Genomic DNA, 24254 nt, shown 5'->3' with positions numbered 1-24254 from the left:
GATACGTAGCCTTTTTATTCTAATAAATTAGATGATTATCAGCTAATCTATACGTTAATCTCATACTGATTCGAAGCAGTCAGGATGATCAGTTACGACAATCGTTTGTTCTTGCTGTACGGCAAAACTATTCTTGGCAATCAGTGTCTAACTATTCTCCTTTTCCTGGTCATTTCGCTGGCTGCGCGATAATAACAATATCTTGTGAGGGCGGAGTAGGCGGAATTGAGGAACCTAACGGTGGGATGTAGAATCCACCATCTACCACTCGCTCGTAAAAAAGCCCTGAAAATCTTCCTACTCTTCCTTCGTAAAAAGTAGTAGTGTTGGTTTCTGGAAGCGAAAATTTATAATCATTGTTGGTTAGCTGAACGCTAACCTCTTTGCTGAACGTAGATTGGATGTTATTTCGCCAATAAGTGGTTTTCATAGCGAGCTGATCTAGCCCTGTAGCAGTAAGCTCTACGGTAAAATTACTAACCCCAATCTTGTTAATTCCAGGCTTATATCCTGTCGAGCCTGGTAATAACGAAAACAGAGTGTCACCAGACTCCATGTAGGCCGTAACAATATACCGACCAACAGCCCCGGCAGATACCCCGGTAAATTTATTGTCGGGTTGACAGGAAAGAAACCCAACGAGATTACAAAGGAGAATTAACTTGTTTGTCAATTGGAAATGTTCATTAAGGCCATTTAACAACTTCCTTTTTATCAGAAACTTACAAGCCAATCGCGGCTTTAATTCCATAGTTGGTTCGCAGCTGTCAGGATAATCGGATGTTTATCGGTAACAACAATCGTTTGTTCATGCTGCACGGCAAAACTATCCTTGGCGATTAGTGTCCAACCATCTCCTTTTTCCTGAGCATACGTGGCTTTGGTGGATAAAAACGTCTCGATTGCAACAACGGAATGCTTTCGAAAACGAGTTTTATTGGACCGATCATAGTAGCATAGAATATCATGCGGTTCTTCATGAAGGCTCCGGCCTATGCCGTGTCCAGCCAGATTCTTGATGACTCGATAACCACTTCGCCTGGCTTCCGTTTCAATGATGCGACCAATCTCAGCTATTTGTACTCCGCTCCGAATGTGCCTAATGGCTTTGGCCAGAATTCGCTTTGAGGCTTCCACTAAAGCACTATGCTGATGAATATCTTGCCCCAGAACAAACGATCCGCCATTGTCTGACCAATAGCCATTGAGTTCGGCCGATACGTCAATATTGATTAAATCTCCTTCCTGCAGAAACCGTTTCGCAGACGGGATACCGTGACAAACTTCCTCATTTAAACTAATACACGTCCAACCTGGAAAGCCATAGGTGAGCTTTGGTGCTGATCGGGCGCCTTGTTGCTCCAGCAACTGTTGTCCATATTGATCTAATTCAAAAGTCGACATCCCTGGTCGGGCATATTGTTGCATGCGCTTAAGGGTTGAGCCAACAATTCGACTAATCTGCTGCATACCGATCAAGTCCTGCTCAGATGTCAATGACATAGCTTTATGGTTCTGGTTGTATGATGATACGTTGACTGGCAACAGTCAAACGATTTCTTAACGAATTCAACTTCCGCTACTTCATCTTCGTGCGCTTTACCAGATAAGCGGTTAGAATCTGGTCGAAACCTTGGGCAATGTCGGCTTCGATGAAATCGATTTTGTATTGACCGCAACGCATTTTTAATTCCTGAAAATACGACTTCACCGCCTGCTGATACGTTTCGCGAACCTGCCCCGGCTGGAGTTTCACTTTTTCACCAGTTTCGAGGTCGATAAATTCATAGGGGCGTTCATCAAAGGCAAATTCTTCTTCGGTTTTTTTGTCTGTTACGTGGAAAACCAATACCTCGTGCAGGTTGTGGCGCAGGTGTTGCAGAGCCGAAAACAAAGCATCTGCTTTATCGGAATTGTCGAACATATCGCTGAAAATCACCACCAGCGACCGCTTGTTGATTTTCTCGGCAACCTGGTGAATAATATCAGCGGCTGCCGTCCGACGTAGCGGTTTGGGTTGCTGCATCAACAGATCTAATTGCGTGAACAGTTTGTGTACGTGTGACGGCGTCGATTTTACGGGCGTCTGCACATCAATAGCGTCAGCGAAGGTCGTTAGGCTCACTGCATCTTTCTGACGCTGAAGCATATAGGCCAGACAGGCAGCCGCCATCACGCTGAATGTCATCTTCCCATAATTTGCCTCCGGGTAGTACATCGACGACGACGTATCGACCAGGAGATGGCATCGTAAGTTGGTTTCTTCTTCGTACCGTTTTACGAACAGCTTCTCCGTTTTGCCGAAAACTTTCCAGTCGATGTGCCGCGTTGTTTCGCCGGTATTGTAGAGCCGATGTTCGGCAAATTCCACCGAAAAACCATGAAACGGCGATTTATGAAGACCCGTAATGAATCCTTCGACCAGTTGACGAGCCAGAAATTCAACATTACCAAACGAACGTACCTGACCAAGATTAAGAGGCTGTTTCATGCGAATGAGTGAAAGTATGAAAGAGTGAAAGAGTGAATAATTTCGCGGCAGCTATTCGTTCCGCTTCGGCGGTCCGATTTCGCTCTTTCATTCTTTCACTCATTGAACATAACGCAAAAAGCGCACCGTTCGACATTTCAGGCAGGAATTGCACATTGAAATTTCGAACGGTGCGCGGTCGTATTCTGTACAAGCAGATTACAGGATGGGTTCCAGCATTGGCTGATAATCAGCGGGTGTGTTGAAAGGCGCCAAAGCGATTGCCTGTCCTTTGCCAACTACACGTAGTGATACGTTGGCAATTCCTCTCGAAACCATGCCAAGTGCCTGAGCTGCTGCATGTGTAAGATCAATGATACGTCCTTTCGAAAACGGGCCTCTATCATTGATTCGTACAATTACTGATCGATGGTTGTCGAGATTCGTTACTTCAACCAACGTATTGAGTGGGAAATGACGGTGTGCCCCCGCCAGGGATTCAGCGCTAACGCGCTCGCCATAAGCGGTCTTACGACCATTGAACTTCTTGGAATAAAAAGACGCTTTGCCTTTCTGTATGAGGCCTGGAAGGGCCTCCGCCGGTTTTATGTTGGCGAAAAACAACATAATGGACACGATTAAACTCATACAGCTCTTGGTTACGTGAAAAAAATAAACGGAGAGTATGCCAATTGACATCATGCATACTGTCCGCCCCCAAAAAGTGCAATTCCTGAAAAACAAATATAAACCGCAGCAGGCTCATTGCCAAACAATTATTCGAAAAACTGTAGAATAACTTCCACAAACGTCTGAACTACTTGAGGAAAAACTACCCTAAAATATATTTATACACTTTCTTTTTGAACTTTCACTAATGCCCGTACTTTAGCGGTTCAGAATAGCTAAACCAATTTAACTGTGGACGAAAGAGACCGGGAGAAAATCTATTCAAAACGCGTTCGGGCGGGCAAACGAACCTACTTTTTTGACGTCAAATCAACCCGAACCAACGATTATTACCTAACCATTACCGAAAGCCGACGACACCCGCAGGGAGAAGGATTCATTTATGAGAAACACAAAATGTTTCTCTACAAAGAAGACTTCGATAAGTTCGTTGAAGCCCTGCAGGAAACCGTGGATCATGTGAAAACGGAACTGATGCCGGATGTGGATTTTGCTCAGTTCGGCCAGCGCGAGCGCGACGAGCAAGACGATTTCGCCAGCGAATTGAAATGGGAATAACAACACATTAGAACGTACTGAATGAGCTAGACTTTACTTCTCTACATGTTTCTAAACGCAGTGGGCATTCGCCCCACTCACCAATTGCCTTCGGTGCAGAGCCGAAGGCTTTTTTTGTGGTCCGCCGTTGGGGTTGTACTTTTGTAGAAAAACTATAGAGTGAAAGAGCGAAAGACCGGGCCGCCGGAGCGGTGAAAGAGCGAAATCCGTCCGACAGATTCACACTTTCACCGCTCCGGCGGCCCGGTCTTTCACTCTTTCGCATTTAATCTTATGGGTTTACAATGTGGAATCGTGGGTTTGCCGAATGTGGGCAAATCGACGCTGTTTAATGCCATTTCGAGCGGGAAGGCCGAAGCCGCCAATTACCCGTTCTGTACAATAGAACCAAACGTTGGTGTGGTAACCGTACCTGACGAGCGTTTAAACGCCCTTGAAGGGCTGGTGAAACCGCAAAAAGTGGTGCCTACCATTATCGAGTTTGTAGATATTGCCGGGCTCGTGAAAGGCGCTAGTCAGGGTGCTGGGCTGGGCAATAAGTTTCTGGCCAATATCCGCGAGGTCGACGCCATTGTCCACGTGATACGTTGCTTCGAAGACGATAACATCGTTCACGTAGAAGGCAAAGTGAATCCGGTGTCGGACAAAGAAATCATCGACGCCGAACTTCAGTTGAAAGATCTGGAATCAGTCGACAAGAAAATCCAGCGGATTGCAAAAGCCGCTCAAGTCGGCGACGCCAAAGCGAAGGCTGAGCTCGCTACGTTGAAGATTTATAAAACGGCGCTTGAAGCAGGCAAAAGTGCACGTACCGTACAGGTATCGCCCGAAGAACAGGAAGCCGCTCTTGGCGATATTTCGTTACTGACGGTTAAGCCTGTTATCTACGTAGCGAACGTCGATGAGGGTTCTCTGCCCAACGGAAACGCCTACTCCGATGCACTTCGGGAAGCGGTGAAAGACGAAGGTGCTGAAGTGATCGTGATCAGCGCCAGCATCGAATCGCAGATTGCCGAGATGGAAGACCCCGACGAGCGCGAGCTATTTCTGGGCGAATACGGCCTGACTGAATCAGGTTTGAGCAAACTCATCAAAGCATCCTACAAGCTGCTGGGACTCATTACGTATTTCACGGCGGGTGTTAAAGAGGTACGTGCCTGGACAATCCATCGGGGCTGGAAAGCGCCACAAGCCGCAGGTGTCATCCACTCCGATTTCGAGAAGAAATTCATTCGGGCACAGGTCATGAAATTACCGGACTTCCAGCAGTTCAAAACCGAATCCGCCGTTCGGGAAGCCGGAAAATTGGCCGTTGAAGGTAAAGAATACGTCGTACAGGACGGCGATATTATGGAATTCCTGCACAGTGCGTAGGCTGTCCCAGATTAAATGTTTCAGGTTCCATGTTGGTTCACGTACGAGTTTGCGAACGCGTCAGCCAACATGGAACTTTGAACTTGAAACCTGAGACAATCTTTACCTCCGTTTGTTCAACCCGATACGTCGATACGAGATCAATTGGTCGGCGCGGGAAGCGGGTGGGCGATGATAGATAAATACTTCGTAATCATTTTCGGTGGAAGAATAGCTTCCCTCAATGTAATACTCATCCACTTTCGGTGGCGAGCCGGTTGTCTGCACTACGTAGTCGTAATTATAAACGCCCTGTTTCAGCATAACCGAAGTCCGGTAGGCGTTTAGAATTGGATCGTACGTCATTCGATTGCGGTCGTTCAGTTGCCAGAAATTGAAGGCGCCGTTCACGTAAACCGCTACGTTTGGTATTTCGGGAGTACGTAGCGTAAACACCGTTTCAATGTAATCGCCATACGTAGCACCGTCGCCGGTTTCGCGGTGGTCGATAACGTATTGACCATTGAAATCATCGCTTTGTAGATAAGCTCCTCGGGCACGTGGCTGATCCGACTGCACATAAGCAATGTTATGATCGGCGGGGCGGTCAATACGTTCGATGTAGTTAGCGCGGGAAAGTATCGTTCGCGTATCGAAAAACCGAAATTCATTACTCCCCGGCATGGTATTACTCAGGTCAATCAGTCGATAATCCAGCACCTGATCAAACGCCTGTACATTCGTAGGCCGCAGGTTTTGAATCACTCGATCGTCGCGGTAGTTCTGACGTATCACTACCTTAAAATCGTCTTGGGGGGAGATGACCTGGTAGCCTTTGTAATTAATATTGAAGTCGATTTGCTGGTCAACAAACTGCCGGTCGGGGGCCGCAGAGAACCGCGCCAGAGCTGATACTAACACCCGGTTCTGATACGTCATGAATCGCCGGGTGAACGTGATGTTGTTCCGATTTCGTTCGTCGTAAACTACCAAAATGTAGTTCCCCGGTAATTTCACGCGCGGTAATGTGTACCGATAGTGGTAATACGGGACTTTCGTGTTTATCGAAATCTGGTATTCGGTTAGGGGGTTGTCGTTGTATTCGTAGGTGAATTCAATGTCATTCAGCACCGACTTTTGCCAATCAGAATTACAGTGAATAAGTTTGGCCCGGAATGAACGATAATTGGCCGATAACTCGTCGAATTCGAGCTGGAGCGGCACCTGTTCATCCAGCGAAACGATGGGCGGGTTTAACGTACGAGTTGGATCGTTTGGATTCGCGTTGAGTTGTGGAAACAGCAGCACCGTCTGCACCCTCGGATCGTAAATGTGGTCGATAGTCTGAATCTGTTGCGCCGTAACGAACGTAGCGATTGTCCAGAAAAAAAGAAAAGCGACTAATCGGGCAGAAGCCTGCATGAAATCAGATTTTTAAAGCTTTGCTGTTAGCAAAGTTATTATTAACGTATTAAAGCTAACGTAGTGGAATCAACGCAAGTATACAAGTGATACAAACGAAACGTTGCTATTTTTGCCGACAGCATACTCAACCCAACGTCTATGGTCAATTACAACCCGAAAGAGTGGATTCGGTTTATCCTTACGTTCAACCGGGCCGACACCGTTCGCCAGTTAACACCCGCGCTGCTGGGCATCGCTGTTTACTCATTCATTATTGTTCACATCATCGAGTTGATGGGCTTGAGCGAAAATCCGCATCTGAAAAACTTTTCGCTCATGCACACGCTGCTGAGTTTCGTGATTTCGATGCTGCTCGTATTTCGAACCAACACAGCGTACGACCGTTGGTGGGAAGGGCGAAAATTATGGGGAAGTCTGGTCAATAATACCCGCAACATGGCCCTGAAACTAGATCAACTACTTGATCCAACTCAGGCAGAAGCCAGGGCGTTTTTTCGGGCTATGATTCCCAATTTTGCGTTTGCGCTCAAAAACCACCTCCGCTCAAATGACATTGAACGCGAGTTTACAGAAACCGCTACGTTTGAAAAGAGTAGTCTGCGCATGAACGAACACGTCCCCCAACAAATAGCACTCGCTATTTTTGGGAAGATCCATGAGTTGCAACGTCAGAAAATCCTGCTTCCCGAACATCTGATTATTCTGAACGATGAAGTTCAATCGCTGATGGACGTTTGTGGCGCCTGCGAACGTATCAAGAACACGCCAATTCCGTTTTCTTATAGTTCGTTCATCAAGAAATTCATCGTCATGTACTGTCTTACGTTACCGATCGGCTACGTATCAAATCTTCACTATCTGGTGATTCCGCTGGTAATTTTCGTGTTCTACGTACTGGCCAGTCTGGAAGTAATTGCCGAAGAAATTGAGAACCCTTTTGGCACCGACGAAAACGACCTTCCGCTAGATACCATCTGCAAGGGCATCCATAAAACCGTCACCCAGTCCTTCGACCACATGCTCACTCTCGAGAAAGCCGAATCCGTCGAAGGCCCCAGGAGAGGCTTTAAAAATGAGTTATAAAATTGCAGGGTTGTAAAGTTGGCTGACACATCAACAACTTTACAACCCTGCAATTTTATAACTATCAACTCCCTTAATACCCAGGGTTTTGCTTTATCTTACCCGGATTGATGTCGATCTGGCTCTGTGGAATTGGAAATACCAGCAGGTTTTCGCTCAGCGCCGTTTTGATACCGATGGCTGTTGCTTTGGCCTGCAAAACCGGCAAAGCGCGACTGGTACGTACCAGATCGAACCAGCGATGTCCCTCAAAGGCCAGCTCTATACGACGTTCCTGTTCAATCGCCAACCGCATATCGGCCTGCGACGTAACGGCTTTATCAGCCAGTCCAACCCGTTTGCGAATCTGATTCAGATACGGCAGGGCTTCGGCGGTTTTTGCCGTTTCGTTTAGGGCTTCGGCATACATCAGCAGTACGTCGGCGTAGCGTAATACGTACCAGTTATCATCCGCATCATTAACCACAGTTGGTGGGTCGAGGTATTTGCGGATGTAATTGTAATCCACTCGCACACCGCTGCTATTCGTGTAACTGGTTGCCATCGATACAGCTCTGCGTGGGTCGTTGGCTTCGTAGCTGTTTACCAGATCGGTTGTTGGCTGGTTGTTGCCTCCGCCCCCAAACTGGATCACCGCATTGCCGGAGTTTTCGGGCGCGTAGGCATTGGCAAATGGGCTCCCTTCACCCAAATTGCCTTTTTTGTACTGCACCTCAAATATCGATTCCTTATTGTTTTTATTGGCCGCTTTAAACAAATCAGCGTAGCTCGGCAGCAGCGAATACGTATTGGCGTCAACCACTTCTTTCAGTTTTGTAGCCGCTTCGGCGTATTTCTTTTGAGTCAGATACACCTTCCCTAACAAGCTTTTGGCGGCACCTCTCGTCGCGCGGCCTACATCGGTGCCGGTGTAACTGACTGACAAAGAAGCCTCTGCATCGGCCAGATCTTTTACAATCTGGGTATACACATCCGCCACTGGGGCGCGCGCATAATCGTACCCTTGCAATGGATCGGTGATTTCGGTCAGTACGAGTGGTACGTCGCCGAAAACACGTACCATGTTGAAATACATCAACGCCCGCAGAAATTTCGCTTCGCCAATGATACGAGCCTTCAAAGTTTCATTCATCGGAACGCCACCAGCGCGCTCAATAATGGCGTTGCAGCGATAAATTCCCCGATAGCCATCGTTCCAGCGGCCTAATGTATAAGGATTTGTCGTTCGAATGTAAAATTTGTCGAATTCGTCCTGATCCGTAACCGAGCCCGACAACACCGGGCGCGTATCGTCGGAAGGAATTTCAGACACTACGTAAAACTGACCGTATTGCCCGTTGGATTGAAGCGCTCCGTAAGCACCATTCAGCGCCGTCAATACGTCGGACTGCGACTTATAGAAGGACGTAGTACCAACCGCCGAGATTGGATTTAAGTCCAGAAATTTTTCTTTACAGGCAGTCAGGCTTAGCGCCACTAACCCAACAAGAATATGAATACGTTTCATGAGAATCGAGAGAAAGATTAGAAGCCCAGATTTAAACCAATCGTGTAGGTACGTGCCAGCGGATACGAACCATAGTCGACACCACCTGTCAGAGGACCTTCGTAGCCACTCACTTCGGGGTTATAGCCCAGATATTTCGAAACAGTGACCGGGTTCTGCACACCGGCGTAGATACGTACCGACTGCACTTTTATTTTCTGCGTCAGCGTGTTCGGTACGTTATAGCCTAACGTAATGTTTCGGATGCGGAAATACGAGCCATCTTCAACCCAGCGAGTCGATACTACGTTGTTGCTACCCGTTGTGCGTGAGTTGGCGCGGGGTGTTGTTCCGTCGCCGGGGTCTTGTGGCGACCGCCAGCGGGTAAGAATCGTGCTCAACTGATTGGCGTTCCCTTCCAGATTTTCGTAGAAACGACGCGACAGGTTCAGGATTTTGCCGCCCTGCACGCCCTGAATCACTACGTTCAGATCGAAACCTTTGAACGAGAACGAATTGGTGATTCCATAGGTGAAATTGGGTTGGTTGTTACCAATAAGCGTCCGGTCGTCGGCGGTAATTTTCCCATCGTTATTGATGTCAGCATACTTAACATCACCGGGGCGGCTATCGGCCCAGTGCGGATAACTGTCCAGTTCCGCCTGATCGCGGAAAACGCCCAATTGCTGGTAGCCATAAAAGCTACCTAAGGGCTGGCCGATTACCGAAATGTTGGTTTCGCCTACGCCCGTTCCACTCCGGATAGGGTCGCCCGTGGGGCCGAGTGCGAGTACTTTGTTCCGGTTAAACGACAGGTTCAGGTCGGTTGTCCAGCCAAAGCCTTTTGTACCCGATGCCTCAAGATTCCGAGTCGACAGCGCAAATTCCCAGCCTTTGTTTTCGACCTGCCCGATGTTACGTACTGCCGAAGTGAAACCTGTTAACGAAGGCACCTGCACCGAAAGCAGCAAATCGGTAGTGATACGTTGATAATAATCGACAGTCAGGAAAATCCGATTCTGGAATAATCCCAGATCAACGCCAACGTCGGTCTGGCGGCTTTTTTCCCAGCTCAGTCGTTCATTACTAATACTGGTAGTTGCCAAACCATTCGCCAATCCATTGCCCAATACGTAGTTATCTTTGCTTAACACGCCAATAGCCGGATAGTTATTTGGCGTACCATCGCTATTCTGGAAGGCATTGTTCCCCGACAAACCGTAGCTGGCCCGTACTTTCAGTTCAGAAACAGCCGGAACCGATTTCATAAACGATTCTTCGCTCACACGCCAGCCAACCGAAGCCGAGGGAAACGTACCGAAACGGCTCGTCATACCAAAACGCGACGAGCCATCACGCCGAACCGACGCATTGAACAGGTAACGATCTTTGAAATTATACGTAACGCGGGCAAAATACGAAGCCAGCGACCAGGTCGTCTGACCTGATGTACTTAGCTGTGGCGCTGTGCCTGTAATAATCGTTCCAGCACTAATGGTACGTACCAAGTCATTCGGGAAGTTATTGGCGTTGACACGGCTTTCCTGAAAATCGTTATTTTGGGCTTCCATACCGATCAGGGCATCCAGATGATGTTCAGTACCGATGTCGTGCGTATAATTCAGCGTGTGGTTCGTTACCCAGTTGATATTCTGCGACGTATAAGCCGAACCAGTCGATACGTTCGGGGGCAAAAGCTGGTTGAGCGGCATGGCCGAAGTCTGATACTGATTCTGGCGGAGGTAGTTCAGATCGGCGCCAATTGTTCCACGATAACGTAGTGTTTTCCAGATCGCAAACTCAGCATACGCGTTACCCAGCAAACGGAGCTGGCTTACCTTGTTATCGGCTTCCGTGATGTTCGCAACGGGGTTAGTAATACCAGGCCAATCGTAGGGAGCCGCGTAAAACGCCTGTGAATTATACGTAATGCCATCAGCCTGATAAATCGGAATAAACGGCGGCAGCGACAGGGCCGCATTAATAATGCCGTTACTCGCCCAGTGACCGTCGGTAGCAGTCCGGTTTTCATCCATGTACGACGGGCTGAAATTCACCCCAACTTTTAACTTGGACGATAATTGAGCGTCAATATTGGTACGTACTGTATACCGATTGATGCCCGACCGCTTAATAATTCCATCCTGTTTCAGGTAATTTCCCGACACAAAATATTGCACCTTCTCAGATCCGCCCGATGCCGAAAGTTGGTAGTTACTAATAGGCGCTTTCTGGAAAATCATGTCCTGATAATCGTAATAAGCCAGACTATTCGGATCGTCGAAGTTTACCCCGGCAAACTCCCCTCTCGGATACCGATACCGCTGACCAGCTGCCCGAGCACTGTTCGGATCGTTGATCGAAGAACCCGGAACCCGTTCGAGATAAGCCGCATTGAACCCATCTTTCACAAATTCGGCAAATTGCTGCGAATTGAGCAGGTTCATTTTTTTGCTAACCTGCTGCGTACCGGTATAATAATCGAAATTAATCCGACTCTGCCCCGATTTGCCGCGCTTGGTCGTTACCATGACAACGCCGTTCGCTCCACGCGACCCGTAGATTGCCGTTGCTGAGGCATCTTTCAGGATGTCGATTTTGTCAATATCGTTGGGATTGAGTTGGTTCAAACCACCGGCATTCGTTAAACTACCGGAATTCAGCGGCTGCCCATCAATGACGATCAACGGCCCATTACCAGCACTGATCGAACCCAACCCACGTACTTTGATGGAAGGCGCATTACCGGGAGCGCCCGTATTCTGCTGAATCACTACGCCCGGCATCCGTCCGGTCAGGCCTTCTACTACGTTCGTAACGGGCTGATCTTTAATCGTCTGCGCCTTTAACGAAGAAATCGAACCGGTCAGATCACGACGATTTTGCTGACCATACCCAACTACCACAATTTCATCCAGCGTTTTATTGTCGCCAGCGAGTGTTACGTTCACCGTGGTCCGATTACCTACCACAACTTCCTGCGTAGCGTAACCAATGAATGAAAACACCAGCGTCAGATTGGCCGATTGGTCGGGAACGCTAACCCGGAAGTTACCATCTGAATCGGTGGTTGTACCACGAGTTGTGCCTTTAACCACGACGCTTACACCGGGTAATCCACTGCCGTTTGCACCATCGGTAACGCGCCCGCTAATGGTCTGGTCAACCGTCGTTTGCATCTCTCGCGAAGCCATCTGGTTTAACGTAGCGGTTTCGAGTGGTTCGGCTCCAACGGGGGTTGGCAACGTACTGGCACCTTCCAGCAGCGTTAGCTTCTGTGTTTTGTTCGCCGACAGCACTACGTACACACCTGTTTTCACTTTTGCATAACGTAGCCCCTGTGGCTTAAGGACTTTCGTCAGATTTTTTTCCAGCGAAACACTCGGATCTATCATTGCCGGGCTCACCAGATGATCGCTCACCAATCGATCTTCAAATAAAATATCGACTTGATAACGGGTTTTCAACTGACTCAATACGTCCCGTAACTGGAGCATTTGAGCCGAAGATGTCTGATAGGCCATTCGGGGGTGCGCTTTGGCCACAGCCAGAAACTGCGCCAGACTGGGGTGCCCTCCTAACAGCGGCAGAACCACCAGTCCAAAACGAAAAATACGTATAGCGTACATCATGAGGGGTTTTATTGTAGTATTCGTTAATAGTTAATCTGTGAACGTAACGCGATTATCCTCGCGGCTGTAGTTGATTTGAAGTAACTGCGCTACCAATTGCAGCACTTCGTTGGCATCTCGGGCAGGGAAAGAACCCGAAATCGTGCGGTCGGCCAGTTGGTCGTGCTTAATTGTGATCTGCAAACCGTAATTTTCGTGAAGCATATCGGCAATTTCACGTAGCGACGTCAGTTCGAACGTAAAGCGGTGTTGTTTCCAGGAAGCCATCGCTTCAGGATGCACGGTCTTGACCAGCGCCAGTTGCCCTTTTCGGTCGAGGGTGGCTAAATCGCCGGGTTTCATGAGCAAAGGCCGTTGGTGAACTCGTGGCAACGTGAGCTGCACTCGCCCGGAACGTAGCACTACTCGTGTGTTACGTTCGCGACTGAACACGGTGAACTGCGTACCTAAAACTGTTACGTTCAGACCTTTAGGCGTCAGTACAACAAAGCGTTGCTGATCGGGTAAATGACGTACTGAAAAATCAGCCTCGCCAATTAATTCGACGGTACGTACCCGTTGCTTACCTCCCAGCGTCCATTGCCCGAAGCTAATTTGGCGGCCAAACCACCGCGCATAACGTAGCGAGGAATTGGCGTTGAGCGTAACCTCTGAGCCGTCGGGTAAGGTGACGCTACGTGTCTCACCAAAGCCAGTTTGTACCGTTTCATAGAGAAGCTTATCCCGAAATAGCCAGCTTCCAAATCCAAGAAACAACAGCACAGATGCCACTGCCAGCCAGATTTGACCGATTCTTCGCTGCCGAACAAGGGGAGGTGGCTCATCAACCAGTGACTGACCCACTACGTCGCTGGCCACCTTGTCGAAGGCGATCTGCCAGTTGGCGTCCATCTGTAACTGACTTAGCTCCCATTCATGGAGCCATTCATAGTAGCGTTCACGATTGTCTGGTTCGGCCAGCCATTGTTCAACTGCTTTCTTCTGTAACGGACTAACCCGACCCGAAAAATAGTCGAACAGCACCGTTTTGTTGACGATATTTTCCATAACTGACATTTGCAGGGTGGACACAAGTCTACGCTTTTACCCTTAGTGGATTACTAAAAAAAAGAGTGGAGCAAGCCCAATAAAAACCTTGCGTAACTGCTGAAGCGCTCGCGCCATATGAGCTTCAACCGTCTTGAGCGCCAGCCCTAATTCATCGGCGATTTCCTGATTTTTTCGGTTTTCAAACCGGCTCATCAGAAAAACCCGCTGGCATTGTGGAGGTAATTCCTGAATGGTTTTTTCGAGCCGCTGATACGTTTCATCATATTCAACCAGCGTTTGCGGAGTTTCGGAGAGTAGTAACTCCGGTACGTTATCAAGCGACACAGGCGTTCGATTTCCGGTTAATTCATCACGCAGATAGTTGAAAGCCCGATGACGTACTGCCGCGTAGAGATAAGTTCGATACGTGTATTGAACTGCTACGTATCCGCCGGTTTTCCAGAGTTGATAAAACACTTCGCCAACCAAGTCTTCCGCTACTTCGCGCGTATAGACGAAACGTAGCGCATGACTGCAAAGTGGACGGTAATAGAGCCGGAACAACGTTTCAAAACCCTGCTCAGGTGAGTTGGCAAAGGCTTTCCGGACAATGTGTTCGTTATCGACAATAGCTACGGGCGTATCCGTCGGGTGGAGCGGTCGGAGACGGTTTTCCGGATTCTGTAATGGTAGACCTTCAGCTTCATTCATCGGGCGGGCGTTCAGATACCGGAATGACACGGATAAGTTGATTTACCCTTAGTGTCTACTGAGGAATTATGAAGAAATTTCCTGTTAAAATTAAATCTTAACGTAATGATTTGACTACGCAATTATACTAAATCAATAGATTTACATTTTCTATTAACTAATCTAAACACCTCCGTGGCTCGTACTTCTATTTTCCTTTCAAAAATAGTCATTGTCCTTCTCTGCTTATTGCTTCGTCCGGCTTAAGCACAAGTTATAACTACCATTGCGTCTGGTACCAATATAGGAGACGGTCAAACGGCGCTAAATGCTGGCTTTTGCACCCCCACGGGTGTTGCCTTTGACCAGGCTGGCAACATGTTCGTCATGGATATGGATGACAACCGGGTTCGAAAAGTTAATACGAACGGTATTATTTCCACTGTAGCCGGTAATGGAAGCAGCGGTGCATCGACAGAGAACGTCCTAGCCGTCAACACGACCTTTAATCATGCTAAGGGTATCGCCGTTGATGCCATAGGCAGAATATACATAGCCGACACTGGGAACAATCGTATCCGACGGATTGAGACCAACGGAACGATTATAACCGTGGCTGGAAATGGTAATCAAGGTTACAGCGGAGACGGTGTACTAGCAACTAACGCCAGCCTGGCCCAACCAACCGATATAGCCTTGGACAATGCGGGGAATTTATACATTGTAGACTATTCTACTCATCGTATTCGAAAAGTAGGTGTTGATGGGATTATTACGACTGTTGCGGGAAACGGTGGTAGTGGATATAATGGCGATGTGATATCCGCAACCAGTGCCTATTTATATTTTCCGAATGCCATTACTATCGATAATGCTGGAAATCTGTATATCGCCGATTCATACAACAACCGTGTGCGTAAAGTTGATGTAAATGGTATAATTACGACAGTGGCAGGTACTGGAGGTCTTTATTCTGGTGATGATGGTGGAATAGCGATTTATACCCCTATACTACAAGCTATGGATGTCGCTGTAGATGGAGCAGGAAACTTATACATAGCTCAATCCGATGCACGTGTTCGAAAAGTAGATAGTAACGGAATCATTACGACCATAGCCGGGAATGGTACCAATGGGTTTAATGGAGATATTGGGCCATCTATAAGTTTGTTAATCGGGACAAACTCGGGCGTTGATGTAGACGCATCGGGCAATGTTTACATTTCAGATAAGGAAAATGGTCGGATACGACGTATCACCAGCAATGGGATTATGACTACGGTAGCTGGCGGGTTCAGTGGTGATGGCGGTCTGGCTACGAATGCCTTTTTCCGGAAACGATTTGTCGTCAATAGACCTGCAAACGTAACAGTCGATACCAAGGGAAACGTATATGTTGTCGATCAATTTAATGACCGGATCCGTAAGATCACCCTTGATGGTATCATTACCTCTATCGCCGGGAACGGAGGCAAAGGATATACCGGAGACGGAGGTCCGGCTATTGCAGCTCAATTGCAACATCCGCGGGATATTGCAATTGATTCTGTCGGTAATTTATACTTTGCTGATCAATACAATAGGCGTTTACGCCGAATTGACCTAAATGGTATCATCACAACTACTGCCGGTAGCGGAGCGACTGATTTTATAGGTCCTGAAGCGTATATAAGCACCTCTGGCTATTATGGCGCTACCACTATGGCCCTTACAAAAGACGGTACCGCTTTTGTGACGTCCAATAATTGTATTCTGAAGATCACAACATCTGGCATTATTACCAGAGTAGCGGGCACTACTGATCTAACTGGTGAGTCTACTGGGGATGGTGGCCCAGCTCTTAACGCCCGGCTAGCAAGTCCAACGAGCGTAAGTCTGGATAAAGACGGAAACCTATACATTGCTGAAGCTTATCGAGTACGGAAAGTCGATACTAACGGCATCATCACCACCGTGGCAGGCAATGGTACGTTTAATTATGGTGGAGAGTATATTTTGGCAACCAATAGTGCTTTGGTTTTTCCTTTCAAAGTAGATTTTGCTGCCGATGGAACAATGTATATTTCAGAATCATACCATAATCGAATTCGTCGGGTTGATCGGAATGGAATAATATCTACTGTAGCCGAGACGGGTACTTTAGTAGCCCCAGCTGGTTTTACATTCGATGTCGCTGGCAACCTGTATATAGCCGAACCAGGCAATCGGCGTATAAAAAAAGTTACGTATCCAATTCGTCCTACCCTGGCCATCAACCGAACTGCCAACTGCTCACCCACATCACTTACGATTACGGCTCAACCGTCCGGTGAAGGATTCTCGTATCAATTTAGCCCCGGCGCTACCCAAATAGGAACATCAAACCAGGCCGTCGTCACTACGTCGGGGGTGTACTCCGTCACCGTTGCTACGTCTATTTTTGGTTCGCCAGCTGGCTCAATCTCACTGCCTGTATTAACCGAGCATATGTTTACTGTTAAAGCCGGTAACTGGAACGATCCAACCGTGTGGTCATGCGGGTCGGTTCCGAATTCAACCCGAAACGTGCAGCTTTTACACGTAGTGAATTTGCCCGCGAGCTATCAGGCGGAAGCACAACGTATCAAATACGAAACAGGAAGCAAACTGAACATAGCACCAGGAGCTAAACTCCAGCTTTCCACCGCCCCTTGATAAACACGATCCTTTTAGTGCCCACTACGTATCAAACAACCCAATCTGTCCGGCGGGGCGAAATAGACTCGTTGTTAACGTAGCGGGTGCGCGGCCAGCGAGGTATTTCTGGCAGGCAATCCGGTGAAGCTGTGCGATGTGCTGGGCATAAATTCCCTCGCCCGCCATGCGCGTTCGGAAGCGGGAATCGTTCAATTGACCACCGTGACAATCCGCAATCTGATTTAGGATTCGCTCGGCGCGTTCAGGGAAGGTTTGCTGCACCCAATCGGTGAAAAGTGGGGCCAACGCTCCGTTCAGACGTACCACGGTATAGGCCGCCCAACTGGCTCCCGAATTAGCAGCCTGTTCAATAAGTTTGGGGATTTCGTGGTCGTTCAGGCTGGGAATAATCGGTGCCGTCATAATGCCGACAGGCACTCCCGCTTTGTGTAACGTAGCCATTGTTTTGAACCGTTGCGCAGCCGTAACAGTACGTGGTTCCATGAGCAGCCGAAGGTTTTCGTCGAGGGTTGTGATGGAAATGGCGACGCTCACCAGATTCAGTTTAGCCAGCGGTTCAAGAATGTCTAAATCACGTAGTATAAGGGCATTTTTGGTGATAATTCCAACAGGATTTCGGTAGCGTAGACAAAGGGCGAGCATCTGCCGCGTCAGCTGATACGTTCGTTCGGCGGGTTGGTAGCAATCGGTGTTTCCCGAAAAATGAATGACGACAGGTTTGTAGGTACGCGACTGGAATTGCTTTTCAAGCAGGGATGGCGCATTTTTCTTCACCATGATTTTACTCTCGAAATCAAGCCCCGCCGAAAATCCCCAGTATTCGTGCGAAGGCCGGGCGTAGCAGTAAATACAGCCGTGTTCGCACCCCTGATACGGATTGACAGACGCCACAAATCCGATATCCGGACTTTTTGGGTAGCTAATAATCTGCTTAGGCGTTTCCTCGAAAAACTGCGTTTTTACGGTCGGGGGTGGGAAGTCGTCATCAGGCGCAGATTCCTGTTCGTCTGGTTCGTATTGGTGCCGCGCAAATTTGTTATTCGTATTAAACTGCGCTCCTCGCCCTTTTTTATAGTCGCCCACAATCATACAAGTAAAATGCAATTATATTTTACTTGTATTGCAATAGCAAAATTTTTCGCTGGCTTTTATTCATTATGAGCCGATGAAACGCATTGACTAACTCATTAATTTCTCGCAGTTTGCAGTAAATTTTGGGTTTATAAGCTTATTCTTACCGTTTTATGGAAAAGTGCCCGAATTGCTCAACCAAACTGGAGAGTCAGTTTTTACACTGTCCAACCTGCGGCCAAACCACCGATTTACCACGTTTCCAGATTCGTCATATTCTTGATGAGTTTTCTCAGGCTATTTTTAGTGTTGACCGGGGAGTTTTGTTTCTCATCAAAAACCTTATAACACAACCAGGAACTACGGCCCGCGAATACATACTGGAAAAGAAGCGCAAAAAATATTTTAATCCTTTCTCTTTTCTCCTGCTTGTATTAGGCCTCAATCTGTCGGTAAATGTGCTTGTGAAACCATACACTATTCGGTTTTCGGGAACGAAAAATCCCAGCCAACACGTAACGCCCAATATCTCCAAAGACATGTTACCTTACGTTGAGCGCCGACGAGAAGCGACGCTTTTCATCGAAGAAAACATCAATATTGTTGGGCTGGCGGCTATTCCGATTTTCGCATTTATCTTCTGGCTCTGCTTCCGCCGAAGTGGTATCAACTACGCCGAACATCTGGTGGCGCAGGTATTCTTTTCGAGTTTTTTCTCGTTAGTCAGCATTCTTCTAACGCTGATACTGGGGTTAGTGCTGAAACAATATCTATCGTTTCTGAACAGATCTCTTCTCCTTTTTCAACTGGTTTACCTGACGATTTCTTATTATCAGTTTCTGGATTACAACCGGCCCATCAATTATCTTAAAACCAGTGGCGCTACTGTACTGGCGCTGCTAGGATGGATAGCCGTATCGGGCAGCGCAATTTTTCTATACGTATTCTTAAGCGTATAAACGGACGCTAAAAAGCCGGAACATTACTGCTCCGGCTTCCTGATTAAAAACGATACGTTGGTGCTAAGCCAATTTCTTTTCCCATTTTTCAGCTTCGAGCATGGCCGTTTCCCACTCATCCTGAAGCTGGTCAATTTCCGTTTTGACGCGATGGTATTCGTCATTTTTCGCCTGCATCAGTTTACTGTCGCCGTAGGTAGTTGGGTCGGCGAGTTCGGCTTCAAGTCGTTTTTTACGTTCCTCCAATAAGCCAATTTTAGTCTCCGACTCTTCGGCCTGCTGCGTCAGTTTTTTCAGCGTACGTTGCCACTCCTTCCGCTCGTCGTCTGAAGCAGGGGGCACGGAGCGCGGAACAGGGAGCGTAACGACAGTAGCAGTTTTGGGGTTTCCCTGCTCTTTGCTCCCTGCTCCCTGCTTTTTCTCTTCCATCCACCATTCGTATTCATCATACGTACCGGGGTATTCCTTGATTTGCTCATCCTCGATATACCAGATTTTGTTGGCAATCTGCGACACGAAATACCGGTCGTGGGAAACCACTACGTAGGTGCCTTCGTACTGTTCCAGCGCCTGAATCAGAATATTCACCGACTGCATGTCGAGGTGGTTTGTCGGCTCATCGAGCAGCAGGAAGTTAGCTTGTGAAAGCAGCACTTTCGCCAGCGCTACCCGCGATTTTTCACCACCAGAGAGCACTTTAATCTTCTTGAAAACCTCGTCGTTGGAGAACAGGAAGCAGCCCAAAACGCCACGTAGTTCGCCTTCGGTTTTGGTCGGATTGGCATGTTTTAGTTCGTCGAGCAACGTATCATCTACGCTCAAGGACTCAAGTTGGTGCTGGGCGTAGAAGCTAAACGATACGTTATGCCCCAACTGGCGCTTACCGTCGTTCAGTGGTTCGGAACCCGAAATGATACGTAGCAGCGTCGATTTACCGCGTCCGTTGGCGCCAATCAGGGCCACTTTATCACCCCGCTCCAGCCGGATGTCGGCATGAGTCAGGATTTTTTTAGGACCGTAGTGTTTGGTAATATCGTCGAGATGCAGAATATGGCGGCCCGGCTGGGTCGAGAACTGAAACTTGAAGTTTACCCGCGCCGATTCATCAATCACAGCATCGACCAACTCCATACGAGCGAGTTGTTTCACCCGGCTCTGGGCCTGCTTGGCTTTGGTGGCTTTCGCTTTGAAACGTTCGATGAAACGTTCGGTCTGTCGGATCTTTGCCTGCTGATTTTCGTACGCGCCCTTCTGAATTTCGTTACGTAACGCTTTCTCCTCCAGATAGAACGAATAATTACCGGCGTAATAATTCAGCTTTGCGTTCGCTACTTCCACCGTTACGTCGATAACGTTATCCAGAAATTCGCGGTCGTGTGATACTACGATAACAGCGCCTTCGTAGGTCTGAATGTATTTTTCCACCCACTGAATCGATGGCAGGTCAAGGTGGTTGGTTGGCTCATCGAGCATCAGCAGAGATGGCTTCTGTAACAGCAGTTTAGCCAGCATCACCCGCATCCGCCAGCCACCCGAAAAGGTACGTAGCGGTTTTTGCAGGTCCTCGGTCGAGAAGCCGAGACCTTCCATAATTTCTTCCGCCCTCGACTGAACCGTATACCCGTCGAGCGCGTCGAATTCTTCCTGAACCTTACCAAGTTTGTCCACGAGTTCGTCCCGATAATTGGTTTCCATTTCGTGGAGCAACTCGTCAATCTGTACTTGCAGTTGATTTACCCGTTCAAAGGCTTGCATGGCCACCGACAGAATCGAATCGTCGGTCTGATACGAGAGCAAATCCTGATTGAGAAAACCGAGTGTTACGTCGCCAGCCTTGGAGATGGTTCCGCCGTCGGCCTGATATTCGCCATTGATGATACGTAGCAGGGTTGATTTGCCCGTTCCGTTCAGCCCAATGAGCCCTATTTTCTGATTTGGTTTGATGTGGAGCGAGGCATTTTCATAAAGTGCCCGGCTACCGAGGTAGTACGAGAGATTGGTAATCGAAATCATGGGTACAAATTTACGAAGTACGCGTTACGAAATACGATTTCTCTCGTTAACAAGCGTTACGTTCGCTAAATCGTGCTGCGTAAGACGTATTAGGTAAACCCTGAACTTGCACACTAGTGTCGAAATGAGTGGCTTTGTCATGCTGAGGCACGAAGCATCTTAAAATATCTAAACCGGGGAGTAAGGATACCTTAAGATGCTTCGTGCCTCAGCATGACAAAAAACCTAGATAAGCTTCTTAATATCGTTCGTTGCCTTCGTCTTCCTCCTCGGCCAACTCCGTGATTTCTTCGTCTATTTCATCATCCGACAGATCGCTATTGGCCAGATCGTTCGTGAATTCGTCGGGTTCTTCATCGTTCGACAACTCATCGGTGGCGTGACGCGCCGTTACGTTATCGGTATAAAGCAACGTATCAGAAGCTTCTTCGCTGCCTGGATTCATGATATCGGGATCGTTTTTTACGCCCAGTCCCGAATAGACAGTTATGTCTTCTTCGTCATTGTTAGGCGGTAAATTATCATTCTGTGGAGACAAGCCTTTCAGCGAATCACCGAACGATTGGTCGGGGCTTTGGTTATCGGCGTTTGATGTATTTTCCATGATTACGTATTAGTTAGATGGCCGAAAAAGTCATTTGCCGCGACGTATCAAATCAGGACGAACACTACCTTTTTGGCTAGTTTATTGCTACGTAAAGTAACCCTCACTAGGGCAAAGTGTTTTCAGCTCGAAACCCCTAAATCCCCTGAAGGGGACTTTGTCTGCTAATGAACAAAGTCCCCTTCAGGGGATTTAGGGGTTTTAAGACTACGCGAAAGCCATTTTCTCACTTCCAGACCACCACTTTCTGTACCAACGGCGTACGGCTGTCGGAGAGCAGACGTAGCAGATACGTAGCGTCGGGCAGGTTGCCCAGATCGATGGTGGTTTCTACACCCGCCTGAACGGATTGATCTTCCAGCATGCGCTGACCCGATATCGAGAGTAATTCGATACGTCCGTCGTGAGGTGCACGGATGGTCAGGTAGCGGTCAGTTGGGTTAGGAAACGCCCAGGGTCCGATGGGTTCTTCGATTGGACCAGTACTTGTTATGATGCGCTGCGACGTATTTTTCAGGTAACGAAGTCCTCCACTGGCACTGCCGAGCATTAAATCGGGCAATTGGTCACCGTCAAGGTCAGCGGTTGCTGCAATAAGTCTTGAGCCTGGGGTACCAATAGATGGGAGCGAATCGAGCAGGACGAATGACTGATTAATTGGGTCCGGGAATTGATATACGTAAACAGTTCCATTGTCGGCAGCCGCTATCAGTTCATTTTTCTGGTCACCGTTCAGGTCTACTACTACCAGCGAACGAGCCTGGGCGTATATATAATCGTCAGTAACAATGCCACCAAATGTCTGATTTTGAAGCTGTAACACCGGATTAGTGGCCGTGCCGGTATTACGGAAATAAAAAATTGTCCCAAATTTATCCCGGCCAATAAGCGCGTCTGGTTTACCATCGTGGTCAACGTCGGTAATGGTCAGTAAATCACCTACTATCATTTTATCAGGCGTGGGCCAGCGCACAGCTTTAGTCAGGTCATATTGTACAGCCGCGCCTTTGGCCGCCGAATTGATAAATAACCGGATATCTACATCCCCAGCTATGGCGCTGGTCAGCACCAGATCCATGCTGCCATTGTTATCGACATCCGTAAATGAAGGCACCGTATTACTCATCGCCAGCGATTTATTCAACCCCAGGTAATCAGTCGTAACAAGAACGAAGGCCGGATTTTGGAGCGTGCCTTTATTTTCGAACTGCCACAGCCCGGCCCGGTAATCTTTTCCGACGCCAACACCACCGTAACCAACCAGCATGTCCATGTCGCCGTCGCCATCCAGATCGGCCAGAGCAGGTGCAGCCCGTTCGCCCAGATCGAGCATGTCGTTTTGCAGAAAATCTTTCTGAACAAGCTGAAAGTCAGGCTTCTGATTCGTGCCTTTGTTTTTATAAAACCAACCCGACGCCCGGAAATCAAAAACCAGTCCATCGTTCAGGCTCACGTTGGGCGATGCCAGCAAATCTTTATTTCCGTCGCCGTCAACATCTTCCCAGAACGTAGCGGGAAAGGCCGGAAATGCAATCGGATTTTGAGCCGGATATAAACTGTCGTAGCTCGTATAATCAACTTTGGCGGTGTTTGGACCCGCACTACGTAGTCGTGCTACGTTCTCGCAGCTCACGAAACCGAACAGCAAATCTTTATTGCCGTCACCATCGGTATCGATTACCGTCAACGTATTACCGACGTGCATTGGGCGGGCTCCCGACGGATTTTTACTGGCTATTTTTGGCTCCGTAATGCTCAGGTCCTGATCGCACTGGATACCGAAAACGAAGTCGTTACAGTATTCTTTCTGAAAATGCCCCCAGCAGAAACCACCGGTACGTTTAAAGTCCAGTCCGTCTTTTTTGCCGGTACGTTCCACGCTCATATTCTGCTGATAGGCCACTACGTTCCCGCCCGAATCGAACGTAATGATATCAATATCACCGTCGTCATCGAAGTCGGTGATGGCTGGAATATCCGTTGATGACACAAAGAGCGAAAAGCGACCACTGAATCCTTCGGTCTGTACGGGATCGGCTACTACGGTGAATTTTACCTGCCCATTCTGCGAATCGTTGTGAAATATCCGAACGCCCGACCGATACGTAAACAAGTCTTTCCGACCATCCTGATCGTAATCGACCAGCAGCAGCCAGCTCGCCAGTTTGGCCGGAAAAGCGGCTTCGTATTCGGGTGCGTAACGCCAGGACGTGCCCGTACCAGTCGGATTATCGATGGCTACGAACGTACTGACTTTGCTGGTCATTCGGTCGAACACCACCAGGTCTTCGCGGGTATCGTCATTGAGCCGCATGGTTGAATACTGCGTGGAATTAAGCCCACCCGTCCAGGGGTTCAACAACGTGCGACCATTGACCGTAACCATTGGTGTCTGGTCGTAGCGAAACGAAATTTTTCCGCCCGATTGAGCGAATACGCCCAGAGCAGTAAAACAGAACAGAAGCGTAAACGCCTTTTTCATCTAATTTTGGGCTTCACAATTCGGCGCCGTCAT

At 48.2% G+C, this 24254-nt stretch carries 19 protein-coding genes; 5 read left to right on the top strand and 14 right to left on the bottom strand.

Features of this window, described 5'->3' with window-relative positions; translation table 11 throughout:
• Positions 1-169: 169 nt before the first annotated feature.
• The 4 genes from IC229_RS19985 to IC229_RS19970 all read right to left on the bottom strand — a co-directional run bounded on the left by IC229_RS19985 (position 170) and on the right by IC229_RS19970 (position 3118).
• Positions 170-751 (bottom strand): hypothetical protein, encoded by a 582-nt coding sequence (locus IC229_RS19985; protein WP_223834091.1) that lies wholly within the window; start codon positions 749-751, stop codon positions 170-172.
• Positions 742-1503, bottom strand: coding sequence for a type I methionyl aminopeptidase (gene map, locus IC229_RS19980; RefSeq protein WP_190888782.1), 762 nt, complete (start codon positions 1501-1503; stop codon positions 742-744). The genes IC229_RS19985 and map overlap by 10 nt, the downstream gene beginning before the upstream one ends.
• 76 nt (positions 1504-1579) lie before the next feature.
• Positions 1580-2491, bottom strand: coding sequence for a DUF58 domain-containing protein (locus tag IC229_RS19975; protein WP_190888781.1), 912 nt, complete (start codon positions 2489-2491; stop codon positions 1580-1582).
• Positions 2492-2689: 198 nt separating this feature from the next.
• Complete coding sequence (locus IC229_RS19970; protein WP_190888780.1) at positions 2690-3118, bottom strand: septal ring lytic transglycosylase RlpA family protein; 429 nt, start codon at positions 3116-3118, stop codon at positions 2690-2692.
• Between the two features lie 273 nt (positions 3119-3391).
• Here IC229_RS19970 and IC229_RS19965 point away from each other — a divergent pair, with 273 nt between their 5' ends.
• On the top strand, positions 3392-3718 hold the full coding sequence (locus tag IC229_RS19965; protein ID WP_190888779.1) for a DUF3276 family protein: 327 nt from the start codon (positions 3392-3394) through the stop codon (positions 3716-3718).
• 7 nt (positions 3719-3725) lie between these two features.
• Here the strand turns inward: IC229_RS19965 and IC229_RS19960 are convergent, their stop codons facing one another.
• Entirely contained in the window at positions 3726-3983 is a 258-nt protein-coding gene (locus IC229_RS19960; RefSeq protein ID WP_190888778.1) for a hypothetical protein, read from the bottom strand.
• Between the two features lie 8 nt (positions 3984-3991).
• On the opposite strand from IC229_RS19960, the gene ychF reads away from it, so the two are divergent.
• Positions 3992-5092 carry a redox-regulated ATPase YchF gene (gene ychF, locus IC229_RS19955; protein ID WP_190888777.1) on the top strand — a complete coding sequence of 367 codons (1101 nt, stop codon included), beginning with the start codon at positions 3992-3994 and terminating at the stop codon, positions 5090-5092.
• A 102-nt stretch (positions 5093-5194) separates the two neighbouring features.
• Here the strand turns inward: ychF and IC229_RS19950 are convergent, their stop codons facing one another.
• The gene (locus tag IC229_RS19950) at positions 5195-6493 is read right to left on the bottom strand and encodes a type IX secretion system plug protein (protein WP_190888776.1); all 1299 of its coding nucleotides are present in this window, start codon (positions 6491-6493) and stop codon (positions 5195-5197) included.
• Positions 6494-6634: 141 nt separating this feature from the next.
• On the opposite strand from IC229_RS19950, the gene IC229_RS19945 reads away from it, so the two are divergent.
• The gene (locus IC229_RS19945; protein ID WP_190888775.1) at positions 6635-7579 is read left to right on the top strand and encodes a bestrophin family protein; all 945 of its coding nucleotides are present in this window, start codon (positions 6635-6637) and stop codon (positions 7577-7579) included.
• Positions 7580-7652: 73 nt separating this feature from the next.
• Here IC229_RS19945 and IC229_RS19940 read toward each other — a convergent pair whose 3' ends face one another.
• The 4 genes from IC229_RS19940 to IC229_RS19925 are packed head-to-tail and all read right to left on the bottom strand — an operon-like array spanning position 7653 to position 14467.
• On the bottom strand, positions 7653-9086 hold the full coding sequence (locus IC229_RS19940) for a RagB/SusD family nutrient uptake outer membrane protein (RefSeq protein ID WP_190888774.1): 1434 nt from the start codon (positions 9084-9086) through the stop codon (positions 7653-7655).
• Positions 9087-9103: 17 nt separating this feature from the next.
• A complete protein-coding gene (locus IC229_RS19935) occupies positions 9104-12697 on the bottom strand; it encodes a SusC/RagA family TonB-linked outer membrane protein (RefSeq protein WP_190888773.1) in 3594 nt (1197 codons plus the stop codon).
• A 30-nt stretch (positions 12698-12727) separates the two neighbouring features.
• A complete protein-coding gene (locus IC229_RS19930) occupies positions 12728-13744 on the bottom strand; it encodes a FecR family protein (RefSeq protein ID WP_190888772.1) in 1017 nt (338 codons plus the stop codon).
• 42 nt (positions 13745-13786) lie between these two features.
• Entirely contained in the window at positions 13787-14467 is a 681-nt protein-coding gene (locus IC229_RS19925; protein ID WP_317171603.1) for an RNA polymerase sigma-70 factor, read from the bottom strand.
• A gap of 225 nt (positions 14468-14692) precedes the next feature.
• On the opposite strand from IC229_RS19925, the gene IC229_RS19920 reads away from it, so the two are divergent.
• Positions 14693-17089 carry an NHL domain-containing protein gene (locus tag IC229_RS19920; protein WP_449451360.1) on the top strand — a complete coding sequence of 799 codons (2397 nt, stop codon included), beginning with the start codon at positions 14693-14695 and terminating at the stop codon, positions 17087-17089.
• Positions 17090-17113: 24 nt separating this feature from the next.
• On the opposite strand, the gene IC229_RS19915 is transcribed toward IC229_RS19920, so the two are convergent.
• Positions 17114-18175 carry a PA0069 family radical SAM protein gene (locus tag IC229_RS19915; protein ID WP_190888875.1) on the bottom strand — a complete coding sequence of 354 codons (1062 nt, stop codon included), beginning with the start codon at positions 18173-18175 and terminating at the stop codon, positions 17114-17116.
• A 161-nt stretch (positions 18176-18336) separates the two neighbouring features.
• Between IC229_RS19915 and IC229_RS19910 the strand changes: the two genes are divergently transcribed.
• Positions 18337-19122: a DUF3667 domain-containing protein gene (locus tag IC229_RS19910; RefSeq protein WP_190888770.1), complete on the top strand. Its 786-nt coding sequence runs from the start codon at positions 18337-18339 to the stop codon at positions 19120-19122.
• A gap of 63 nt (positions 19123-19185) precedes the next feature.
• On the opposite strand, the gene IC229_RS19905 is transcribed toward IC229_RS19910, so the two are convergent.
• The 3 genes from IC229_RS19905 to IC229_RS19895 all read right to left on the bottom strand — a co-directional run bounded on the left by IC229_RS19905 (position 19186) and on the right by IC229_RS19895 (position 24221).
• Entirely contained in the window at positions 19186-21135 is a 1950-nt protein-coding gene (locus tag IC229_RS19905) for an ABC-F family ATP-binding cassette domain-containing protein (protein ID WP_190888769.1), read from the bottom strand.
• A gap of 238 nt (positions 21136-21373) precedes the next feature.
• On the bottom strand, positions 21374-21739 hold the full coding sequence (locus IC229_RS19900) for a hypothetical protein (protein ID WP_190888768.1): 366 nt from the start codon (positions 21737-21739) through the stop codon (positions 21374-21376).
• Between the two features lie 226 nt (positions 21740-21965).
• A complete protein-coding gene (locus IC229_RS19895; RefSeq protein ID WP_190888767.1) occupies positions 21966-24221 on the bottom strand; it encodes an FG-GAP-like repeat-containing protein in 2256 nt (751 codons plus the stop codon).
• Positions 24222-24254 lie beyond the last annotated feature (33 nt).

Source organism: Spirosoma profusum (assembly GCF_014699005.1).
Lineage (GTDB): Bacteria > Bacteroidota > Bacteroidia > Cytophagales > Spirosomataceae > Spirosoma > Spirosoma profusum.
The sequence above is the reverse complement of the archived record's forward strand: the minus strand, read 5'-3'. Positions and strand labels throughout refer to the sequence as shown.